Genomic DNA, 20,686 nt, shown 5'->3' on the forward strand with positions numbered 1-20,686 from the left:
TCGCGATGAGTGCCGCACCGGAACATAATCCCACCATGGCGCGCATGTCGCTGGCCGAACGACTAGAGCCACATGCGCCCGTGTTGTTGATCATCGCATTGATGATCCTTGGCCTGATCGCCATTCCCTCGACCTCAAGCTGGCTGACGCTCACAGTGTCAGGGCTGGCCATGGGCATGATGATCTTCATCATGGCCTCCGGCCTGACGCTGGTTTTTGGCCTGATGGACGTGATCAACTTTGGACATGGCGCCTTTGTCTCGGTCGGCGCCTTTGTCGGCATCTCTTTTCTGTTGATGCTGGAACACATGACCGGCGCGCCGTCGCTCTGGCTCAACCTCACCGCGATGATGGTCGCCATTGTCGGGGCCATGGCCGCCACGGGCCTCATGGGCTGGGCTTTTGAAAAGGTCATCGTCAAGCCTGTCTATGGCCACCACCTGAAGCAGATCCTTGTCACCATGGGCGGGTTGATCGTGGTGGAACAGCTGATCATCGTGCTCTGGGGACCGGAAGAGATCTTTATCAACCGCCCCGAGGCGCTCAAGGGCGCGATCACCTTTGCCGGGGCCGCGCTTGAGAAATACCGGCTTGTCGCCGTAGGGATCGGCCTTGTCGTGTTCCTCGCGATGCGCTGGGTGCTGCGGCGGACCAAGATCGGCCTGATCGTGCGCGCAGGCGTCGAGAACGGCGAGATGGTCGAAGCGCTGGGATATCGTTTGCGACTGGTCTTTGTCGGTGTCTTCATCGCAGGCTCTGCGCTGGCGGGTCTGGGCGGCGTGCTCTGGGGGCTCTACCAGGAAGTCATCACCGCCCATATGGGCAACCAGACCATGATCCTGATCTTCATCGTGGTGATCATCGGCGGGCTGGGCTCGGTCGAGGGCTGCTTCATCGGCGCCCTGATGGTGGGGCTGATGCAGAACTATGTCGCCTTTCTCGAACCCAAGCTGGCGCTGATTTCCAACATTGGCCTGATGGTGGCGATCCTAATGTGGCGCCCGATGGGCATGATCCCGGTTGTGAAGGCGAAATGACATGCTGAACAAACTGCTTTCGGGCGACATGCCCCGCTCTACCGTGCTGGCCATTCTTCTGGCCGTCATCCTGATCTGTCTAGCGCTTGCGCCCTTCATCTTCCCGGGGGTACGCTCCGTCGATACGGCTGCACGCATTTGCATCTTCATCGTTCTGGTGGCCTCGTATGATCTGATGCTGGGCTATGGCGGCATCGTCAGCTTTGCCCACACCATGTTCTTCGGATTGGGCGCCTATGGCGTGGCGCTGGCCAGCACCCATATGGGGCGCGGCTTTGATGCGCTCCTTGTCGGCTCGCTCTCCGGCGCGTTGATTGCGGCCCTTCTGGCACTCTTGATTGGTCTGTTTTCCCTGCGGGTGCGCGCAATCTTCTTCGCCATGATCACGCTGGCTGTGGCTTCGGCCGTCGCCGTGCTGGTCTCGCAGCTTTCCGGACTCACCGGGGGCGAAGACGGTCTTTCCTACAAGATCCCGCGCGAACTGGGCCCGGCCTTCAAATTCGCCGACGGAGAGCTGTTCGGCGTCAAGATGAACGGCAAGCTTCTGAAGTACTATCTTGTCTTCTTCTCCTGCCTGATCCTGTTCCTGCTGATGCTGCGCATGGTGCATTCGCCCTTTGGCCGCGTGCTGCTGGCGATCCGCGAAAACGATTTCCGCGCCGAAGCGATCGGTTATCGCGTGGTGCATTACCGTGTTGTGGCAACCTGCATTTCGGCGGCCATCGCAGCCCTTGCAGGGTCGCTCTATGCGATCTGGCTGCGCTATGTCGGGCCGGACACATCGCTTTCGATGGAGATCATGATCGACATCCTCCTGATGGTGGTGATCGGCGGCATGGGCACGATGTATGGCGCGGTGATCGGGGCCACGCTCTTTGTGCTGGCGCAGAACTACCTGCAGAACCTGATGGACGTCGCATCGCACGCCGTAAGCGGTATTCCGATCCTGCCGGATCTGCTGAATGCCGACCGCTGGCTGCTCTGGCTGGGCGTGCTCTTTATCCTGTCGGTCTATTTCTTCCCCACCGGCATCGTCGGACGCCTGCGACAAGGGAAATAGGCGTCAGCCAAGCAACTGGGCCGCGGCGCGGGCATAGCCCCCCGCCGCGCCATCCACGAAATGCATATGGGTATTTTCGCTCGCTGAGGGCACCAGGCAGGTCATCAAAGCCTCGTCCTGCGCATGCAGACCATAGCGGATTACGCCCCGCTCTTCCGCCCGCCGCAAGACACGCTCGATCCGGGCCTGCGTTTCCCCGTCACAATCCAGCGTCATCTTCAAACCGTCGTCGAACTTGCGGAAATCGGCGTTCGGGCCAACCTCCGCGCGATAGCGTTCCGGGCTGAAATTCCCAAGGCGCATATTGCTGCGAAACAGCGCCCAGATCATGAAATTGCCCCCCAAGAGCACAAGTTTTTGCATCCAGAGCGGGCGTTTGCCGTGGCTCACATGCGCCTCCAGCGTCAATCCGACCGGCGGGAAGCGGAAATCCGGCCCCTTGCTTGGCACGGGATGACCTCCCCGCCCCGCGCCGTCAGCGGCTTTGAGGACGCTGCGCGCCACCTTGGAAAAGGCGCGCTCGGACACGCCGTCCCGGGGCTCCATCACCAAGGACAGGATCGCGCCATTTTCGGCGCCAAGGTTGGACCAACGGCAGGACAGCCCGGTCAAGTCCGGATCGTCGCCCGTGCCTGCGTCGTCGGGCAGCCCAATAGCACCCGCCTTCATCTGCGCCTCGGCCCAGGCCACGCCGCCCCCCGAGAACATGGCGTAATCGACACCTTCGGAGGGCGCGAACCGGGCCACGCGGATATCATGCCCGGCGGCGCGAATGTCACCCACCGTGACCGTGGCCACCCGCAGAGATATGTCAAATTCCCGCCGCGCCCAGCGCCGCACCGCATCCAACGCCTTTTCCGCCGCGCCGCGCTGTTCTGGCCACACGGCAAATCCCGCGCCATCCCCGCCAAACACATAAGGCAGACGCGCCAGACCTGCCGCGTTGAGCTGCGCCGAAATCACCGCCGCGCCGACCATGTTGACGGTCTTGTAACGCCCGCGCTCAATCTCGCGCGTGGACCCGACAATGTCCGCCACCCCGACGATCCAGTCATCGGGCAACGGCACATAGCCCGCCGGTTCGGCCAACCGATTGAAATCGGCGACACGCGGCAGGTTTTCATAATACTTCTGATCAGACTGTTTCAAATACACGACCCACGACCCCTCGCCGGTTCCTTTACGGTTACGAAGATGGGAGTCATCAGGATCACTTCAACGCACATCGGCGCACATCCATGTGAACCGCCCCCTTGCCTTTTTCATCCCGGTCGGATGAAGTCCACGCTTCATGAGGAAGGAGACCCCCACATGCGCGCCGATCTGATCCTGCTGTGCCTTGCCTATGTGCTCAGTCAATTCTTCCGCGCCTTCCTCGCTGTCCTGACACAGGTGCTCGATGCCGACATCGGAGCGACCCCGGCCGATCTCGCCAACGCCTCGGGCCTGTGGTTCCTTGTCTTTGCCGCCATGCAGATCCCCGTGGGCGCCGCGTTGGACCGTTTTGGCCCACGCCGCACCTCGGGTCTGCTTCTCCTGATCGGGGGCGGCGGTGGGGCCGCGCTCTTTGCGCTGGCCACAACGCCCCTGCATATTTCGCTTGCCATGGGGCTGATCGGGGTTGGCTGTTCACCCGTCCTGATGGCCAGCTACTACATCTTCGCCCGCTCCTATCCCCCGGCACGCTTTGCGACCCTTGCTGCGCTCATGCTGGGCGTCGGCTCGGTGGGCAACCTTGTCGCCGCCTACCCGATGGCATGGGCCGCCGAAACCATCGGCTGGCGGGCCTCGCTCTGGGCGCTCGCCGGGATCAGCAGCATCACCGCACTGGGCCTCTGGGTCATGGTGCAGGATCCGCCCCATGTCGAACATGACGAAAAAGGCTCGGTGCTCGACCTGCTCAGGATCCCGGCCCTGTGGCTGATCATCCCGCTGATGTTCGTCAACTACATGCCCGCCGCAGGCATCCGCGGCCTCTGGATCGGCCCCTATCTCTCGGACGTGTTCGCGCTTGATACAGGGGGCATCGGTCAGGCAACGCTGGTGATGGGCATCGCCATGATCCTCGGCACGCTGGTCTATGGGCCGATCGACCGCATCCTCGGGACCCGCAAATGGGTGGTGTTTGTCGGCTCGGGCCTCGGTGCGCTGGCTCTCTTTGCCCTTGCCTTCTGGATCGACTCGAATGCATGGGGCGCTATCGCCCTCATGGCGGCTATCGGTTTTTTCGGAGCGGCTTTCCCGGTCATTATCGCCCACGCCCGCAGCTTCTTTCCTGCCCATCTCACCGGGCGCGGTGTGACCTTGCTGAACCTCTTTGGCATTGGCGGGGTCGGCGTGACCCAATTCGGATCGGGCCGCCTGCATGGCGCGGTTTCGGCATCCGACCCGCTGCTGGCCTACCAGATCCTGTTCGCCGGGTTCGGTGTCCTCGTCACAATCGGTCTCGTGATCTACCTGTTCTCCGAGGACCGCACCGACTGACACTGCCTGCGCGCATCCATCGCATCCCGAAATGCGCCACTTCACGAGAATCCGTTACGAACCCCCTTTTTTCTGAGGGCAAACGACGCTAATAGGGCGCGTCCTAATCTTGAGGAGACCTGAAATGGGTTATCGCGTCGTCGTCGCAGGCGCCACGGGCAATGTGGGCCGCGAAATGCTGAATATCCTGGCCGAGCGCCAGTTCCCGGTTGATGAAATCGCAGCGCTGGCAAGCCGCCGTTCGCTGGGCACCGAGGTCACTTTCGGCGACAAGACCATCAAGACCCAGGACATCGAACAGTTCGATTTCTCGGGCTGGGACATGGCGCTGTTTGCCATCGGCTCGGACGCCACCAAGAAATACGCCCCCATCGCGGCCAAGGCGGGCTGTGTGGTGATCGACAACTCGTCGCTCTACCGCTACGACCCCGACGTGCCGCTGATCGTTCCGGAATGCAACGCCGACGCGATCCATGGGTATTCCAAGAAAAACATCATCGCCAACCCCAACTGCTCGACCGCGCAGATGGTTGTCGCCCTGAAACCGCTGCATGACCGTGCCACGATCAAGCGCGTTGTCGTCTCGACCTACCAGTCGGTCTCGGGCTCGGGCAAAGCCGCGATTGACGAACTCTGGGACCAGACCAAGGCCGTCTACAACCCGACCGACGATTACCAGCGCAAGGTCTATACCAAGGACATCGCCTTCAACGTCATCCCCCATATCGACGTCTTCATGGAAGACGGCTCGACCAAGGAAGAATGGAAGATGGTGGCCGAAACCAAGAAGATCGTCGATCCGGCGATCAAGGTCACCGCGACCTGCGTGCGCGTGCCGGTCTTCGTGGGTCACTCGGAATCGATCAACATCGAGTTCGAGGACTTTCTCGATGAAGACGAAGCGCGCGACATCCTGCGCGAGGCACCGGGCATCATGGTGATCGACAAACGCGAAGACGGCGGCTACGTGACCCCGAAAGAATGCGTCGGCGATTTCGCCACCTTCATTTCGCGCATCCGTCAGGACAGCACCGTTGAAAACGGCCTGAACCTGTGGTGCGTCTCGGACAACCTGCGCAAGGGTGCAGCACTGAACGCGGTGCAAATCGCCGAAACGCTGGGCCGCGAAGTTCTCAAAAAGGGCTGAGCCGCGCGACATCTGAATGACCGAAAGGGCGTCCCAAGGGGCGCCCTTTTTCATATTGCCCCGCATGGCACCGCGTCTTCACCGGCCATTTCTCGCCGTTCGAGAACCACGGCCTTGCCTTCCCATCCCCGGCATCCTCATCTTGTCCGAAAGACAGTCAGACAGGTGCCTTATGACCAAAGCCTTTGCCGCGCTCCTTTTCCTGCCCACCGCGCTCTATGCCGAAACCATTCCCCTTTCCACGCCTGTAACCGAAGCCGTGATCTACAGCCAGGGCGCCACCGTGACCCGCACGGCGGTCTTCCCGGCACCACAAGGTGACCACGAGCTGCTCATCACCGGCCTGCCGCCGTCGCTTGATCCTCATTCGGTGCGTGTTGCCATCGACGGCGTGACCCTTGGTGCTGTCACCGTGCGACAGGGCCGCGTCCTGCCTGTCGACACCATCGACAGCCCCGAACTCACCGCCGCCAAGGCCGAGGTCAAACGCCTCGAAGGTGAAATCGAAACAACTCGGGATGCGCGAGAAGACGTGTTGATGCGCGAGACGGCGGCCCAGGCCCGCATCACCTACCTCGCGACCCTGACCGGCCCGACAGAGACCGCCCCCTCCCCGGAAACCCTGCAGGCCACGCTCGACCTGATCGCGGCCCAGACGCTGGCTGCCCATCAGGACGCCGCCGCCGCCCAACGCGAGGCGCGCGGCTTTGCCGACACCCTCAAGGAATTGACGGAAACTCTCGCCAAGGCCCAGCAGACCGTCGACGCCCTGACCCCGCCGCAGAACAACTCCGCCATGCTGGCCGTGACGATCACCGCGCCCGAGGCTACCACCGGCACGCTCACCCTCACCCATCTCGTACATCAGGCCGGCTGGATGCCTGTCTATGACGTGCACCTCACCCATACCGACACCACGCAGCTTTCCCTGCAACGCGGCGCCTTTGTCGGCCAGAATACCGGCGAAGACTGGCGTGACGTCGCTGTCACCCTCTCCACCAGCCGCCCCAACGACCAGACCGTGCCCAGCCCGCTCTACCCGGAACGACGCGCCATATACGAAAAACAGGAACGCCGCGCCGGGGCCACCTATGACAGCAAGGCCGCCCCGGCCCCAGAATCCCCGGTTATGGCCGAGGCCATCGCTGCGCCCGATTTCAGCGACGGAATCAACGCCACCTATGTCTATCCCGCACCGGTTTCGCTGGGATCGGGTGACGACAACCTGCGCCTGTCGCTCGATACGCTCGACACCACCCCCGGCGTCTTTGCGCTGGCCAACCCGATGCGCGATGAAACCGCCTTCCTGATGGCCACGCTGACCAATGACACCGGCGAAACCATCCTGCCGAGCTATGAAACCAGCTATTACCTCAACGGCCAGTTCATCAGCCGGGGGGAAATGCCGCTCGTGGCCGAGGGGGACACGCTCGACCTTTCCTTTGGCCCGATCAACGGCCTGCGGCTGTCGCAGACCGTGCTCGACCGCGAAGCCGGAGACAGCGGCGTGCTCACGTCGCGCAACGAACTCAAGGAAACCCGCCGCTTCACCATCGAGAACCTGAGCAACAGGAGCTGGGACATGCGTATCCTTGGACGCGTGCCGTATTCGGAACAGGAAGACCTGCAAATCACGTGGCAGGCCAAACCCCAACCCGATCAGGTCAACCACGACGACGACCGCGGCATCCTCGCCTGGGAACGGGTGGTGCCCGCCGGGGACAGCCTCGATGTCACCCTATCGACTCACCTGAAATGGCCCGGAGACATGGAGCTTCACTAGATCCGAACCCCATGACCGGCGCCACAGTCGCGCCGAATCACTCCCCCGAAATGTCAGCCCGCTGCCACATTCGGAACAAGAACCGGATTTATCACCATCGACAGTTATCCACAGCATGCCCCTTATGGGAGGTCTCTGGATAACGGGTCCCGGACCTCAGGTTTCGGGCAGTGGGGCAGTTACTGTCCAGGGTCCGCCGGCGATGTGCCGGGCGGCGAATGGGTGGTCCTGCGACAAATGATATGCGCCTTTTCAGGCCCTCAGCATAGCGTTGCTGGGCCCGAAACGCTGTGTTTCTAAAATTGACCCTGATTTCCGCCTTTTCGACACATTTCGCGCCACTTCCGCCGCATTCCGGGAGCAGATTGAAGATGTCGATAAGACAAGGGCAATAACGTAACACTGGAGGCTCACATGCCAAAGCGGATCTACAAGGACAACACCATGGAAAATGCAAACATCGAATATCAGTCGCTTGCAGAAAAGGCCCGTGAACGTCGCCTGCGCGCTCTGATGGCTTCGAACCGCAACCAGTCGAATATCTTCATCTGACCCGACTTACGGGGGCAAACGCATCAGGATACAGCCCGCCATCAGCGGGCTGCCTCATTTTCAGAGGGCGCTTCCGCCTCAGACCTGCTCGAAGACCCCGGTCTTGGGGTCATAGGCTTCCAGACCACCTTCCCCAATATTGTGCCACAGCCCATGCAGGCTCAGATCACCGCTTGCAACGCGGTTCTGGACGAACGGGAAAGTCATCAGGTTGCCAAGCGATACCAGAATCGACTGTTTTTCCAGCGCCCGCGCCTGTTCAGGCCCTTCGGCAACATCGGCAACCGCTTCATAACCGGGGCGCAACACGTCCATCCAGCGTCCGACAAAGCTTTCCTTGCTCTCCAGTTGCGGCGCGTCGCCCTTGCACATGTCGATACAGCCCTGCACACCGCCACATTGCGAATGTCCCAGAACCACCAGATGCGCCACCTTGAGCGCGGTCACGGCATATTCCACCGCCGCCGAGGTGCCGTGCTGATTCCCGTCCGGTTTGTAGGGCGGCACGAGATTCGCGATATTGCGGTGAATAAAGAACTCGCCCTGATCCGCTCCAAAGATCGACGTGACATGCACGCGGCTGTCACAACAGGAAATGATCATCGCGCGCGGATGCTGCCCTTCAGCGCCAAGATGCCGATACCAGCTTTCATTCTGCGCATAAGAGGTCGCTTTCCACCCGTGATACCGCTGCACAAGGTAGGAGGGCAAAGGTTTGGCGTGTTCCATGTCATGTCCCTTTTCCAAAATTCTCGTGGAGATATCCCTAATTTGCACAAATTTCGACAGGTAATCTTGCCGCGCATCAACTTTTTGAGAAGGAGTTCAGCGCATTTTTCGTCTCGGGTGTGGACGAAATGGGAAATATGGGGTGAGACAGTGACACAGGTACCAATCCTGCGACCGTCCGAAGATGTTTCGGTCGATCAGGACGAGCTTGCACGCATTTACATTCAGATGGACTGCGCCGCCGACGACATGGTGGCCCAGGCGATCGAGGAACTGGCGCTGCGCCTGCCGCATGCCGAAACCCTCTATCAACAAAGCTTGCCGGGGGATCTCGCAGCCTGCGCTGCCTCGATCTCCACGATTGCGGCCCGTCTTGGCATGACCACGCTGGCACGCGTCGCCGGGGATGTGACGGCTTGCTGCGCTTCTGGCGACCCGGCGGCGCTGGCAGCCACGCTTTCGCGTATGATACGTCTGGGCGAAGGCAGCTTGCGCGAAATCTGGGACCTTCAGGACCTGCCGATCTGATCCGGGCTTGCAGGCGCGCGCGCTTGGGATAACCTGTGCTCTGTCAATCCGACCGACCGCAAGAGGCCCCCATGTCCCTGACTTTCGCCCCGGCGACCGCCGACGCCCTGCCACTCCACATCGTCGACAAGGACGGATTTGACGGCTGGCTCTCATCCCAATCCCCCGCGATCCAGCGCTGGGTCGCAGCCAGCGACTTCAAGCCCGTGACCGGAAAAACGCTGTTGGTCCCTGGCACATCCGGCACGCCTTTGCTGGCGGTTGCGGGCTTTGGCGATGCCACGTCGCGCGGCCGAGTCCGCTTTCCGCTCGCTGCCGCCGCCGCCGCGCTCCCCCCCGGCACTTACCAACTCGCCCTGCCTTTGCCCGCTGGCGACATTGAAACCGAAACGCTTGGCTGGCTACTGTCCTCCTATGCTTTTGACAAATATAAGAAAAAATCCGGAAGCGCGGCGCGCCTCGTCTGCCCCCCCGGCATTGATGCGTCGCGTGTCGAGGCTATCGCCGCCGCCGAGGCGCTGACCCGGGACCTGATCAACACCCCCGCCGCCGACATGGGTCCCGCTGCGCTCGAAACCGCCGCACGAGACCTCGCAGAAACCCATGGCGCCCAAGTCAACGTGACCCGCGGCGATGATCTGCTGCACCAGAACTTTCCGATGATCCATGCGGTTGGGCGCGCCGCCGCGCCCAACCGTGCCCCGCGCCTGATCGACCTGACATGGGGCAACACGGGCTCATCCCTGACCCTCGTCGGCAAGGGTGTCTGCTTTGACACCGGCGGCCTCAACCTCAAGCCCGGCAACTCCATGGCGCTGATGAAAAAGGACATGGGCGGGGCTGCGACGGTGCTGGGACTGGCGAAGATGATCATGTCCCTGAACCTGGGCCTGCGTCTGCGCGTCCTGATCCCGGCGGTGGAAAATGCGGTTTCGGGCGATGCTTTCCGCCCCGGCGACGTACTCACGTCGCGCAAGGGCCTGACCGTTGAAATCAACAACACAGATGCCGAAGGCCGCCTCGTGCTGGCCGATGCGTTGGCGCTGGCCTCCGAGGAAAACCCCGATCTCCTGATCTCGATGGCCACCCTTACTGGCGCTGCCCGGGTCGCCGTCGGCCCAGATCTCGCCCCTTATTTCACCGACGATCCCGTCTTTTCGTCCGTTTTGGAACAGGCCGCGGCGCATGTGGCCGATCCGGTCTGGCGCCTGCCCTTCTGGGAGCCCTACGAAAGGATGATCGAGCCGGACATCGCCGATCTCGACAACGCTCCATCCGGTGGCATGGCCGGGTCTATCACCGCCGCCCTTTTCCTGCGCCGCTTCGCTTCGGATCAGCGCTATGCCCATTTCGACATCTACGGTTGGAATCCCACCGCCGCCCCCGCCCGTCCCAAGGGCGGAGTCGGCATGGGCGCACGCGCGATCCTTGCGGCCCTGCCCAAGCTGCTGCCGCTCTGATGGACCGCCGCCTGACCCCGGCCAACGGCTCCGTCGCCCATGCCGCCCTCAAGGGCAAGGTCGAGGCTGCGGCCTTCGTGGCGCCGACCCGCCACATGATCGCCGTCCCCGTGGCCCCTTTACTCAGCCAACCCGCCATCTCGGCCCCGCGCGACCGCGAACTGGCCTTTGGCGAAGGCTTCGACGTTCTGGAAAAACGCAACGGTTGGGCCTTTGGACAGGCAACCCGTGACGGTTATGTCGGCTATGTCCCCGAGGACGTGCTGGCAACGGATTTCCTGACCCCCACCCATCGCGTCATCGCACCGACCTACTGGCGCTCTGAACCGCGCCTGAAATCGGCCTACGAGCCGATGCCCCTGCCCATTGGCGCCAAGGTGTCCGTGCGCACCTCCCATCACGACCATTGCGACTGGGCCGAAATCGACTGGCCCGCGACATCCCCGGACAGCACGGGCAGCGCGGTCTATGTCCCGATGCCACAGCTATTGCCGCTGGACCAGATCGCCACCGACCCTGTGGCCGAGGCTGAACGCTATCTTGGCATCCCCTATCTCTGGGCGGGAAATTCCGGGTTCGGCATCGACTGTTCCGGTCTGGTGCAGGCCGCCCTGCTGGCCTGCGACATCCCCTGCCCCGGCGACAGCGATCTCCAGGAAGCCGCCTTTGCCGTTGCTTCCGGCGGATACAAGCGCGGCGATCTTCTGTTCTGGAAGGGCCATGTCGCGTTCGTGGCAGACCCAGACAGGCTGATCCACGCCAATGCCCATCACATGGCCGTGGCCTATGAACCCATTGCCGACACCATTTCCAGGATCGCAGCCCAGGACGGCGGTCCGGTCACATCCCACAAGCGCCCATCGCAGGAGGCACCATGACCGATTCCTTTTTTCACCCCGTCTCTGGCATGGACCTACCGCGTTTTGCCGGTATTCCCAGCTTCATGCGACTACCCGTTCTGGGGCTTGATGATGCGCGGCGCAAGGATGTCGATATCGGCCTGATCGGCGTGCCTTGGGATTCGGGCACGACCAACCGCCCCGGCCCGCGCCACGGACCGCGCCAGCTGCGCGATGCCTCAACCATGATCCGTGCAGAAAACGGCGCCACGGGCGTGCGGCCGTTCGAGCTGGTCAACTGCGCCGATCTCGGCGATGTCGGCCCAAACCCGGCGGATATCCAGGACAGCATGGCCCGCATCACCGCCTTCTATTCCGATGTGCGCGCACAGGGGATTACTCCGCTTACAGCAGGCGGAGACCACCTGACCTCCCTGCCGGTGCTACGCGCGCTGGCGGCAGATGCCCCCCTGGGCATGGTCCATTTCGACAGCCACACCGATCTCTTTCACAGCTATTTCGGCGGCACGATGTACACCCACGGCACCCCGTTCCGCCGCGCGGTCGAGGAAGGGCTTCTCGATCCCAAACGCGTGGTCCAGATCGGCATTCGCGGCACACAATATGACAGTGAAGACCAGGATTTCGCCAAGTCGGTCGGCATCCGCGTGATCAAGATCGAGGAGTATTTTGCCCGCGGCCTCGACGACGTGATGGCCGAAGCCCGAGAAATTGTCGGCACCGCGCCCACCTATCTTTCTTATGATATCGACTTTGTGGACCCGACCTTTGCGCCGGGCACCGGCACGCCTGAAGTGGGCGGCCCGAATTCGTTCGAGGCGCTTCAGGTCGTGCGCGCGCTGGAGGGGGTCAATTTCGTGGGGGCTGATCTGGTCGAAGTGTCACCACCGTTTGACAGCTCGGGCGGAACCGCCTTCCTCGGCGTGTCGATCATGTTCGAAATGCTCTGCATTATGGCCAATGCGATCTCGGCCAAAACCTGAAGGGATTTGGGGCGCCGCCCCGTCGCGGGCACGCCCGCGACTCCCCGGGGTATTTCTGGAAAAAGAAAGTGAAGGGGCGTTTTAGTCGACGCTGCGGATCAGCTTGCGCTCGAGCACGCGCAAAACGGTCTTGAGGTCATGGCCGCGTTTGAGTACCTGCCCATCTATCCCGATGACCGCGTACATGCCTTGCCGATTGCGCAGCTTGGGACGCTTTTCGATCCGGTAGAGCGGGTTTTCCGCCGTGCGCCGAAAGACCGAGAACACGGCCGCTTCCTTGAGCAGCGAGATGCCGTAGTCGCGCCATTCGCCCGCAGCCACCATGCGCCCATATAGCGACAGGATCAGGTTCAGTTCGGTGCGGTGAAACGCCACCTGCGGCGGCGCCTGCGGGCCGGTGTGCAGTGGAATGGGCGGTTGGGCATTCATACCCTCAGATTTGCGCCGTTTTTGAGAGAAATCAAGCCTGCCTCGGTTTTGCCTCAGATTCATCTGCAAATGGCCCTTGAGCGATCCTTTTTCTGCCAAAGCCATGCAGCATCTTACTCTCATAGCGAAACTTGAACGCTACCCCCGGCGGCGCGACGTTATTGCCCCCACCCAGTGCGCGCCGCCGGGGGCACTTTTTTCCGGACAATCAGGCAAAGGCCCCGTGGCAGAACCAGCCCGAGGACATGGCCCCGCCATGTGCGTAGTAGAGCCAGAGCCGCTCACCACTTTCACAGGTCACGCGCCAATAGTCGCGCACCCCCGTCCGCCAGTCCGGATCATCCAGCCACCATTCCGGTGCGATCCGCTCGGGGCCTTGCGCCGCCACCCAGGCCATGTCGCGCCCGCGCCAGCGGAACGGCCCGGTCAGGCGCGGGGTATCCGGCGCCATCACCGGTTCGGGATGCCAGAGCAGCAAGGGCCGCGCCACCGGCGGGGTGGGCCAGTCTTCGCGGTAGGGCTCGGACCAGGCCGCATGCAGCACCTGCGCGCCTTTTTCCGGGATATGGCTTGAGGCCGGGTGGCGCCGGGTGATCTGTTCCAGCCCGATCCGCGCCCCGATCCGCCCCACAAGGTCATCAAGCGCATGGCCCGCCGACAGGCGCTCGGCCACCGCCCGCCCTGCTTCGAGATGTCCGACCGCCCGGCGCTGATGCAGCGCTTCGACCCGGACCGCTTCGATGCGCAGCATGTCGATGCCGAACCCGGCGTCGATCTCGTCAAGCTTCATCCGCAACAAGGGGCGGATGCGCTCCGGCTCGTCGCTCGCCCGCGCAAGCCCCACATCCACCCATTGCATGCTTTGGTCGGTGCGAAATACCTGCAGCCGCACCACCCGCGCGCCCTTACCCTGATCGCGCAGCTTGTCGCAAAGCGGCACCAGCAACCGCTGGATCCCCGCCATCAGGTCATCTTCCAGCCCGATCGGATCAGGCAAAGTCATGCGCACAGCAAAGACCGGCGCGGGCGCGGCCGGGCTCACTGGTTCGGGCACGCTGCCCAGCGCCTGGTCCAGCCGCAGCACCAGCCCCTTGCCAAAGCGCCGCGCTAGGGCCGCGCGGGGTTGCCCGCTCAGATCCCCGATCCGGCGCAAACCCAGCCGGGCCAGTTCCGCCTGGGTCTCGGCCTCCAGCCGCAGCCCCGCCACCGGCAAACCGGCCAGCGCGCCATGAGTCTGGCCCGGCGGGGCGATCCGCGCGCCCTGCACAGCCGTGGCCAGTGTCGTCGGCGGCGTCCCACCCCGGGTCCAATGCCGCCGCCTGACCGCCCGGCTGCGCGTCGCCCGCGCTTCCTGGCGGATGTCATCCCCGCTGCGGTGACTCTCACCGGCCTGCGCGGCAAACCGGGCCAGCGCCCAGGCCGCGCCCAGCGTATCGGCCAGCCCGACATGCACCGTCATCCCCAAACGCGCGCATTCCTCGGTCACCTCGGACACCAGCCCCTCTTCCCCGCCAAAAAGATGGGCGCAACCCGTGATATCCATCACCAGAGAATCCGGCGGCTGTTCTGCAACCCAGGGCGAGAACTTGCCCGCCCAGCGCCGGATCACGCCAAGGAAAGCGGCCTCGGCCGGCTTGTTCTGCAGCCGCATGATCACCTCGGGGCACATGGCCTGCGCATCGCGCATGGGCTGGCCCAGCGTCAGCCCCGCCGCTTCAGCCTCTGGGGAAAGCGACGAAATCACCTGCATCTGCCCGGTTTCCTGCAACACCACCAGCGGCGCCTCCAAAAGGCCCCGCTCCATACGGATCAGGCGTTCGGCCCCCAGACGCGGGAACCACAGGGACAGGATACGGCGGGTTGGCATGTCAATCTATCAGGCAGCACAAACAGAACATCAGGCGCAAATGTTCTTCTTATGTTCTATTGGTAAATACCGCGATTCTCTCCTCCTGTCGAGACTTCAGCACGGCCCGCCCGCCACCGAAGCAACGGCTCACGCGCATCTCACGAAAACGTAATTCATTTAATTTCAGCACCTTAAAGGATCTTCGCCAGAAATCCGCCATGGGCACTCATCCAACCGCAGAACGTCGCCGTAGACCAGATACAACCAACAAGAGGAAACACCATGCTCAGACGTTCTTTCATCGCTGCCATTGGCGGCATCGCCCTGTCGATCACCGCCGTGAACGCCACTCTGGCCGGCAGCAGTGCCGCCAAGATGGACATCGTGGACACCGCCGTTGCCGCAGGATCGTTCAATACGCTCGTTGCCGCCGTTCAGGCCGCCGGGCTGGTCGACACACTCAAGGGCGACGGTCCCTTTACCGTCTTCGCCCCCACGGACGCAGCGTTTGCCGCCCTGCCCGAAGGCACCGTCGAAAACCTGCTCAAGCCTGAAAACAAGGACCAGCTGGTTGCCATCCTGACCTATCACGTGATCCCTTCGAAGGTGATGTCGGGCGACATCGCGGGTAAAACCGCCGAAGTCGCGACAGTTGAGGGCTCCAAGTTGAGCGTGGACGCAATGAACGGTGTCAAAGTCGACGCCGCCACTGTCGTGACCGCCGACATCGCCACCAGCAACGGCGTGATCCACGTGATCGACACGGTTCTGATCCCACAGAGCTGATCTGCCGAATCGGGGGCGCGGGCGCTGCGGCCTGTGCCCCCATTCGCAATGCACAAAATTGTGCCTTTGCCCCCGCGCCTTCCTGCCATTACCCTCTCCCCAAAAGGAGACAGGCATGAACAGAACCAAACACGCGCTGACCATACTTACCATCTGCGCCGCCACGGCGGCCTTGGCACATGGTGGAGTCAAAGACCCGGACGTGAAGGCACGCATGGATGCCATGAGCGCAATCGGCAAGGCCACCCAGACCCTTGGCGACATGGCCCGCGGAAAGATCCCGCTGCATCAGGCCAAGGCGCGCATGGCGCGCGACACGCTCAGCCTCAACGCCGCCAAGATCCCCGACCTGTTCGAAAACCCCGCCACTGATCCGAAATCCGAAGCGCTCCCCGCGATCTGGGAGGACTGGTCCGATTTCGCCGGTCGCGCCGAAACGATGGAACAGGCCGCGCTGGCGCTCGATTTCACGGATCGCGGCACACTCAGCACTACGATGCGCGATCTTGGCGCCACCTGCGGCGGATGCCACAAACGCTATCGGATCGACAAGTAACTCAGCCGCACCAGACCTTGGTGACGATCTCGCGGTCGTCATGTTCGACGTTCAGCCGCTGCGGCAGGTATTCCATCGTGATGATCTGCCCCGGCGCAATCACGCGCACCTTTTCAGGCGTCTCGATCGTGTCCAGCACCGATACCGGACGCCCCAGCATTGGCCCGAATGCCTCTTCCGAACAGCTTGACGATCCCACCAACGGAAGCTGCGACATCTGCGCAGACGCATTGATTTCCGGCTCCGGCATGGGGGTAGGTGCGGCACAAGCCACCAGAGCTCCAAGACACAGAATAGCGGGGATCACAGGGCGCATATCGCCTCCTCAAAACAGAAACAGGAACTTCGGTAACAATGCCCGCCCTGTCGTATCTGCGCAACCGCATGTCGCACCCCCCTATTGAAAATCGCCCCCGTTTGCAGCACCCTGCCGCCAACAGATGGAGGACTTTGAAAAATGATGCGCACACGTGCCGCCGTGGCTTTGGAAGCCGGAAAACCACTTGAAATCATGGAGGTGAACCTCGAAGGCCCCAAGGCAGGCGAAGTGCTGATCGAGGTCAAGGCCACCGGCATCTGCCATACCGATGAATTCACCCGTTCGGGCGCCGATCCCGAGGGGCTGTTCCCGTCCATTCTTGGCCACGAGGGCGCGGGCATCGTCCTGGAAGTGGGCGAAGGCGTCACCACCCTTAAACCCGGCGATCACGTGATCCCGCTCTACACGCCGGAATGCCGCGAATGCCATTCCTGCCTGTCGGGCAAGACCAACCTCTGCACCGCCATTCGCGGCACCCAAGGTCAGGGCCTCATGCCCGACGGCACCACCCGCTTTTCGATGCTCGATGGCACGCCGATCTATCACTACATGGGCTGCTCCACCTTCGCCAACCACACCGTCCTGCCCGAGATTGCGCTGGCCAAGGTGCGCGACGACGCGCCTTTCGACAAGATCTGCTATATCGGCTGCGGCGTGACCACCGGCATCGGCGCGGTGATCAACACCGCCGGGGTCGAAATCGGCTCGACGGCGGCCGTGTTCGGTCTGGGGGGCATCGGTCTCAACGTGATCCAGGGCCTGCGCATGGCCGGGGCCGACATGATCATTGGCATCGACCTCAATGACGACAAGGCCGAGATGGCCAAGAAGTTCGGCATGACCCATTTCGTGAACCCCTCGAAACTGCCCGAGGGCCAATCTGTCACCGAGGCGATCGTCGAACTCACCAAGACCGAGAAAGACGCTTTCGGTGGCGTGGATTACTCCTTTGACGCCACCGGCAACGTGCAGGTCATGCGCGACGCGCTGGAATGCTCGCACCGAGGCTGGGGCGTGTCGGTTATCATCGGCGTGGCGCCGGCGGGGGCCGAAATCTCGACCCGCCCGTTCCAACTTGTGACGGGCCGCGTCTGGAAAGGCACCGCCTTTGGCGGCGCCAAGGGCCGCACCGATGTGCCCAAATTTGTCGACTGGTACATGGACGGCAAGATCGAAATCGACGACATGATCACGCACAAGCTCACACTGGACCAGATCAACGAAGGCTTTGATTTGATGCACGAAGGCAAGTCGATCCGCGCCGTGGTCGAGTTCTGATCCTACGGGGATATCTTTGGGAACCGGGCCGTAATTCTGCGGCCCGTTTTCGTTCGGGTGCCGCCGGGCAGCGCCCGACCGAGGGTGGGCGCCGCAACGATTGAGGTCGCCACTTTATCCAGCCATTAACATCCAACCTCTGTGCGTGAGAGTACCCGCGAAAAAGCGCCCGCCCATGGGGCGGTCGGGCGCTGCCCGGCGGCGTGCAAGCACGCCTTGATTCCGGGCGGTTCGAAAACACCGACCGTTTGCATTCCGCTTCACCCAACGTCATGCTGACTGAAAACAACAGGACCCACCATGCCCAACCGTGACCGCCCCCTCTACGCCGTCCTGATCGACGCCGACAACATCCCGGCCAAATATGCAGGCGCCATTCTCAAGGAGATCACCTCTTTCGGCGAACCCGCCCTGCGCCGGGTCTATGGCGACTGGTCTTCGGGACAGCTCAAGGGCTGGGCCGACACCGTACGTGAACACGGGCTGGTGGCGCATCAGGAAACCGCCAATACAAAGGGCAAGAACGCCTCCGATATCGGCCTTGTGATTGACGCCATGGACATCCTGCACACCGGGCGGTTCGACGGTTTTGTCATCGTCTCTTCAGACAGCGATTTCACCGCGCTCGCCAACCGCATCCGCGAACAGGGTATGGACGTGATCGGCATTGGCGAGGGCAAGGCCCCCGAAAGCCTGCGCAATGTCTGCAACCGCTTTGTCCTGATCGAGAACATCATCGACGAACCCGCCCCCACCACCAAGGGTACCAGGACCAAGAGCGGCAAGCGCCCGGCCAACGATGCAATCCCGCTGATTCTCTCGGCCATGGAACAGATCGAACAGGATGACGACTGGTACCCACTGGGCCCGCTCGGCCAATACATCACCGCCGCCAACCCGGACTTCGACACCCGCACATACGGCCACAAGAAACTCAGCGATCTGGTCAAGATTCTCAAACGCTTTGAAACCCGCAAGACCGGCAACCAGCTTCAGGTGCGCCGCATAGACTGAGATGACGGGACCGGGACGTGTGGAGCGTTGCTTTCTCCATAAATGATTAAGCGCGCCACGGTCACAAAGCCGACCGAGCCAGCGACTCAAAACGCGACCGACGTGATACCGACAAAATACCGACGCGATACCGACGTCGTGTTCGCAGCTGTGACCCTCTTTTAACCCTGCACAAAAAGAATCCCCGAAGCGCCCACCTTCGCGTACACTCCCCCAAGCTGTATGCAAACAAGGAGACACGCGACATGGCCGTTTCACTGCAAGTCATCTACCCCGTCGCGGACGGATCGACCTTCGACTTCGACTACTATCTTTCGACCCATTTCGACCTCGTGGGTGAACATATGGGTCCCCACATCGCCAGCACCGTCGTCACCAAAGGCGTGGCCGGTGGCCCGGACACGCCCGCAGGCTATCACGCCATCGCCACCATCACCTTCGCGGATCAGAACGCGTTCAAGGCGGCCATGGCCGCCTCTGGCCCAGTGATGGCCGATGTGCCGAACTTCACCAATGTGAAGCCCGACGTGTTGATCGGAGAGGTGGTGGCCTGATCAGGCCATCCCCCCCTTGACCAGCCCTTCGGCGATCCGCGCATAGGCCTTGGCCATATCGCTGTCGCCAGCGGCGATCGGCGTGCCCCCATCCCCGGCCAGCCGCGTATCAAGGTCAATCGGCAATGCGCCCAACAGCGGCACACCAATCTTCTCGGCTTCGGCGGCAACCCCGCCCTGGCCAAAGATATGCGCCTCGTGGCCGCAGTTCGGACAATGGAAAACGCTCATGTTTTCAATAAGTCCCAGCACCGGCGTCTTGAGCTGATCAAACATGCCCAGCGCCTTGCGCGCATCCAGAAGCGCCACGTCCTGCGGGGTCGACACAACGATCGCCCCGGTCAGTTCCGTCTTTTGGCACAGGGTCAATTGCACATCCCCTGTGCCCGGCGGCAGGTCCACGATCAGCACGTCCAACTCGCCCCACTGCACCTGCGTGAGCATCTGCTGCAACGCACCCATGAGCATCGGACCTCGCCAGACCACCGGCTTGTCCTCATCCAACATGAAACCCAGGGACATGATCGTCACACCGTGGCTGTGCAGCGGCAGGATGGTCTTGCCGTCAGGTGACGCGGGGCGTTTGTTCACACCCATCATGCGTGGCTGGCTTGGGCCGTAAATATCAGCGTCCAGCAGACCGACCTTGCGCCCCTGCCTGGCCAGCGCGACGGCCAGGTTCGAGGACACGGTGGACTTGCCGACGCCCCCCTTTCCCGATCCGACGGCGAGGATACGCTTCACGCCGGGGACTTGCATCGGGCCGGCTTGCGGCTTGGGATGTCCACCGATCTTTAGATTGGGCGCAGGCTTGGCCGCAGGCGCCGCTTCATGGGCCGTCAAGGCAACCTGAACCGACGTCACCCCGTCGATCTTGCCCACCAGCTCCTCCGCCGCACGACGCAGCGGCTCCATCTGACGTGCAACCGCCGGAGAAGCCGCCTCGATGACGAAACGCACCGCGCCTTCATCAATCGTCAACGCCCTTATCATATCACGAGAGACCAGATCGCCTCCGTCCGGCAACGCCAGACGGCTCAGACCTTCAAGAATCACCGCCTTTTCGACACCCATTTTTCTCTCCTTTTTCTGCACATGCAAAATGCATCTCTTTTTTGACCGCCCGGACAATTCACAACTATTTTACCAACTATTACGTCTAGTTGCGTATATTTGCAGCATAACGTGAATTGACCCTACGTCCCCATTCCCTCAGTGCATAGCAGCTTTGCGAAGCCGTCCATTGTGCACCTGCAGCATGCCCCTATATGCTCATCA

General features: G+C 62.3%; 21 protein-coding genes. 15 read left to right on the forward strand and 6 right to left on the reverse strand.

From position 1 onward, the window contains the following. Positions 1–5 precede the first annotated feature (5 nt). Positions 6–1,037, forward strand: a complete 1,032-nt coding sequence (locus tag BMZ35_RS02660) for a branched-chain amino acid ABC transporter permease (RefSeq protein ID WP_093090627.1) — start codon at positions 6–8, stop codon at positions 1,035–1,037. A 1-nt stretch (position 1,038) separates the two neighbouring features. Continuing rightward, the gene (locus BMZ35_RS02665; RefSeq protein ID WP_093090629.1) at positions 1,039–2,097 is read left to right on the forward strand and encodes a branched-chain amino acid ABC transporter permease; all 1,059 of its coding nucleotides are present in this window, start codon (positions 1,039–1,041) and stop codon (positions 2,095–2,097) included. Positions 2,098–2,100: 3 nt separating this feature from the next. Here BMZ35_RS02665 and BMZ35_RS02670 read toward each other — a convergent pair whose 3' ends face one another. Beyond that, positions 2,101–3,252, reverse strand: coding sequence for a DUF3095 domain-containing protein (locus tag BMZ35_RS02670; RefSeq protein WP_341350616.1), 1,152 nt, complete (start codon positions 3,250–3,252; stop codon positions 2,101–2,103). Between the two features lie 156 nt (positions 3,253–3,408). Between BMZ35_RS02670 and BMZ35_RS02675 the strand changes: the two genes are divergently transcribed. The 4 genes from BMZ35_RS02675 (at position 3,409) to BMZ35_RS20840 (ending at position 8,063) form a co-directional block, all read left to right on the forward strand. Then, positions 3,409–4,581 (forward strand): MFS transporter, encoded by a 1,173-nt coding sequence (locus BMZ35_RS02675; RefSeq protein ID WP_093090631.1) that lies wholly within the window; start codon positions 3,409–3,411, stop codon positions 4,579–4,581. Positions 4,582–4,705: 124 nt separating this feature from the next. Next, on the forward strand, positions 4,706–5,728 hold the full coding sequence (locus tag BMZ35_RS02680; RefSeq protein ID WP_093090633.1) for an aspartate-semialdehyde dehydrogenase: 1,023 nt from the start codon (positions 4,706–4,708) through the stop codon (positions 5,726–5,728). A gap of 172 nt (positions 5,729–5,900) precedes the next feature. Then, positions 5,901–7,511, forward strand: a complete 1,611-nt coding sequence (locus BMZ35_RS02685; protein ID WP_165609987.1) for a DUF4139 domain-containing protein — start codon at positions 5,901–5,903, stop codon at positions 7,509–7,511. Between the two features lie 414 nt (positions 7,512–7,925). Further along, complete coding sequence (locus BMZ35_RS20840) at positions 7,926–8,063, forward strand: hypothetical protein (RefSeq protein WP_165609988.1); 138 nt, start codon at positions 7,926–7,928, stop codon at positions 8,061–8,063. Positions 8,064–8,141: 78 nt separating this feature from the next. Here the strand turns inward: BMZ35_RS20840 and BMZ35_RS02690 are convergent, their stop codons facing one another. Beyond that, positions 8,142–8,792 (reverse strand): carbonic anhydrase, encoded by a 651-nt coding sequence (locus BMZ35_RS02690; protein WP_093090638.1) that lies wholly within the window; start codon positions 8,790–8,792, stop codon positions 8,142–8,144. Between the two features lie 150 nt (positions 8,793–8,942). On the opposite strand from BMZ35_RS02690, the gene BMZ35_RS02695 reads away from it, so the two are divergent. From BMZ35_RS02695 to speB, 4 genes are all read left to right on the forward strand, one after another. After that, complete coding sequence (locus BMZ35_RS02695) at positions 8,943–9,320, forward strand: hypothetical protein (RefSeq protein ID WP_242654678.1); 378 nt, start codon at positions 8,943–8,945, stop codon at positions 9,318–9,320. 71 nt (positions 9,321–9,391) lie between these two features. Further along, positions 9,392–10,780, forward strand: a complete 1,389-nt coding sequence (locus BMZ35_RS02700; protein ID WP_093090640.1) for a leucyl aminopeptidase family protein — start codon at positions 9,392–9,394, stop codon at positions 10,778–10,780. Then, positions 10,780–11,658, forward strand: a complete 879-nt coding sequence (locus BMZ35_RS02705; RefSeq protein WP_093090642.1) for a C40 family peptidase — start codon at positions 10,780–10,782, stop codon at positions 11,656–11,658. The genes BMZ35_RS02700 and BMZ35_RS02705 overlap by 1 nt, the downstream gene beginning before the upstream one ends. Next, positions 11,655–12,623 (forward strand): agmatinase, encoded by a 969-nt coding sequence (gene speB, locus BMZ35_RS02710; RefSeq protein WP_093090644.1) that lies wholly within the window; start codon positions 11,655–11,657, stop codon positions 12,621–12,623. The genes BMZ35_RS02705 and speB overlap by 4 nt, the downstream gene beginning before the upstream one ends. A gap of 81 nt (positions 12,624–12,704) precedes the next feature. Here the strand turns inward: speB and BMZ35_RS02715 are convergent, their stop codons facing one another. Both BMZ35_RS02715 and BMZ35_RS02720 read right to left on the reverse strand, forming a co-directional pair. Beyond that, positions 12,705–13,052, reverse strand: a complete 348-nt coding sequence (locus BMZ35_RS02715; protein WP_093092500.1) for a DUF2794 domain-containing protein — start codon at positions 13,050–13,052, stop codon at positions 12,705–12,707. A gap of 208 nt (positions 13,053–13,260) precedes the next feature. After that, the gene (locus tag BMZ35_RS02720; protein ID WP_093090646.1) at positions 13,261–14,919 is read right to left on the reverse strand and encodes a Y-family DNA polymerase; all 1,659 of its coding nucleotides are present in this window, start codon (positions 14,917–14,919) and stop codon (positions 13,261–13,263) included. Between the two features lie 264 nt (positions 14,920–15,183). Between BMZ35_RS02720 and BMZ35_RS02725 the strand changes: the two genes are divergently transcribed. Further along, positions 15,184–15,687: a fasciclin domain-containing protein gene (locus BMZ35_RS02725; protein ID WP_093090648.1), complete on the forward strand. Its 504-nt coding sequence runs from the start codon at positions 15,184–15,186 to the stop codon at positions 15,685–15,687. A gap of 115 nt (positions 15,688–15,802) precedes the next feature. Next, the gene (locus BMZ35_RS02730; RefSeq protein WP_093090650.1) at positions 15,803–16,243 is read left to right on the forward strand and encodes a c-type cytochrome; all 441 of its coding nucleotides are present in this window, start codon (positions 15,803–15,805) and stop codon (positions 16,241–16,243) included. Position 16,244: 1 nt separating this feature from the next. Here the strand turns inward: BMZ35_RS02730 and BMZ35_RS02735 are convergent, their stop codons facing one another. Further along, positions 16,245–16,559 (reverse strand): I78 family peptidase inhibitor, encoded by a 315-nt coding sequence (locus BMZ35_RS02735; protein WP_207502875.1) that lies wholly within the window; start codon positions 16,557–16,559, stop codon positions 16,245–16,247. Positions 16,560–16,703: 144 nt separating this feature from the next. Between BMZ35_RS02735 and BMZ35_RS02740 the strand changes: the two genes are divergently transcribed. The 3 genes from BMZ35_RS02740 (at position 16,704) to BMZ35_RS02750 (ending at position 19,408) form a co-directional block, all read left to right on the forward strand. Then, positions 16,704–17,840, forward strand: a complete 1,137-nt coding sequence (locus BMZ35_RS02740) for an S-(hydroxymethyl)glutathione dehydrogenase/class III alcohol dehydrogenase (protein WP_093092502.1) — start codon at positions 16,704–16,706, stop codon at positions 17,838–17,840. Between the two features lie 300 nt (positions 17,841–18,140). Beyond that, positions 18,141–18,854, forward strand: a complete 714-nt coding sequence (locus tag BMZ35_RS02745) for an NYN domain-containing protein (RefSeq protein WP_093090654.1) — start codon at positions 18,141–18,143, stop codon at positions 18,852–18,854. 245 nt (positions 18,855–19,099) lie between these two features. After that, complete coding sequence (locus BMZ35_RS02750; protein WP_093090656.1) at positions 19,100–19,408, forward strand: EthD family reductase; 309 nt, start codon at positions 19,100–19,102, stop codon at positions 19,406–19,408. Here the strand turns inward: BMZ35_RS02750 and BMZ35_RS02755 are convergent, their stop codons facing one another. Next, positions 19,409–20,482, reverse strand: coding sequence for an Mrp/NBP35 family ATP-binding protein (locus tag BMZ35_RS02755; RefSeq protein ID WP_093090658.1), 1,074 nt, complete (start codon positions 20,480–20,482; stop codon positions 19,409–19,411). It abuts the gene before it with no gap. Positions 20,483–20,686 lie beyond the last annotated feature (204 nt).

The organism is Shimia aestuarii (genome assembly GCF_900114635.1).
GTDB lineage: Bacteria > Pseudomonadota > Alphaproteobacteria > Rhodobacterales > Rhodobacteraceae > Shimia > Shimia aestuarii.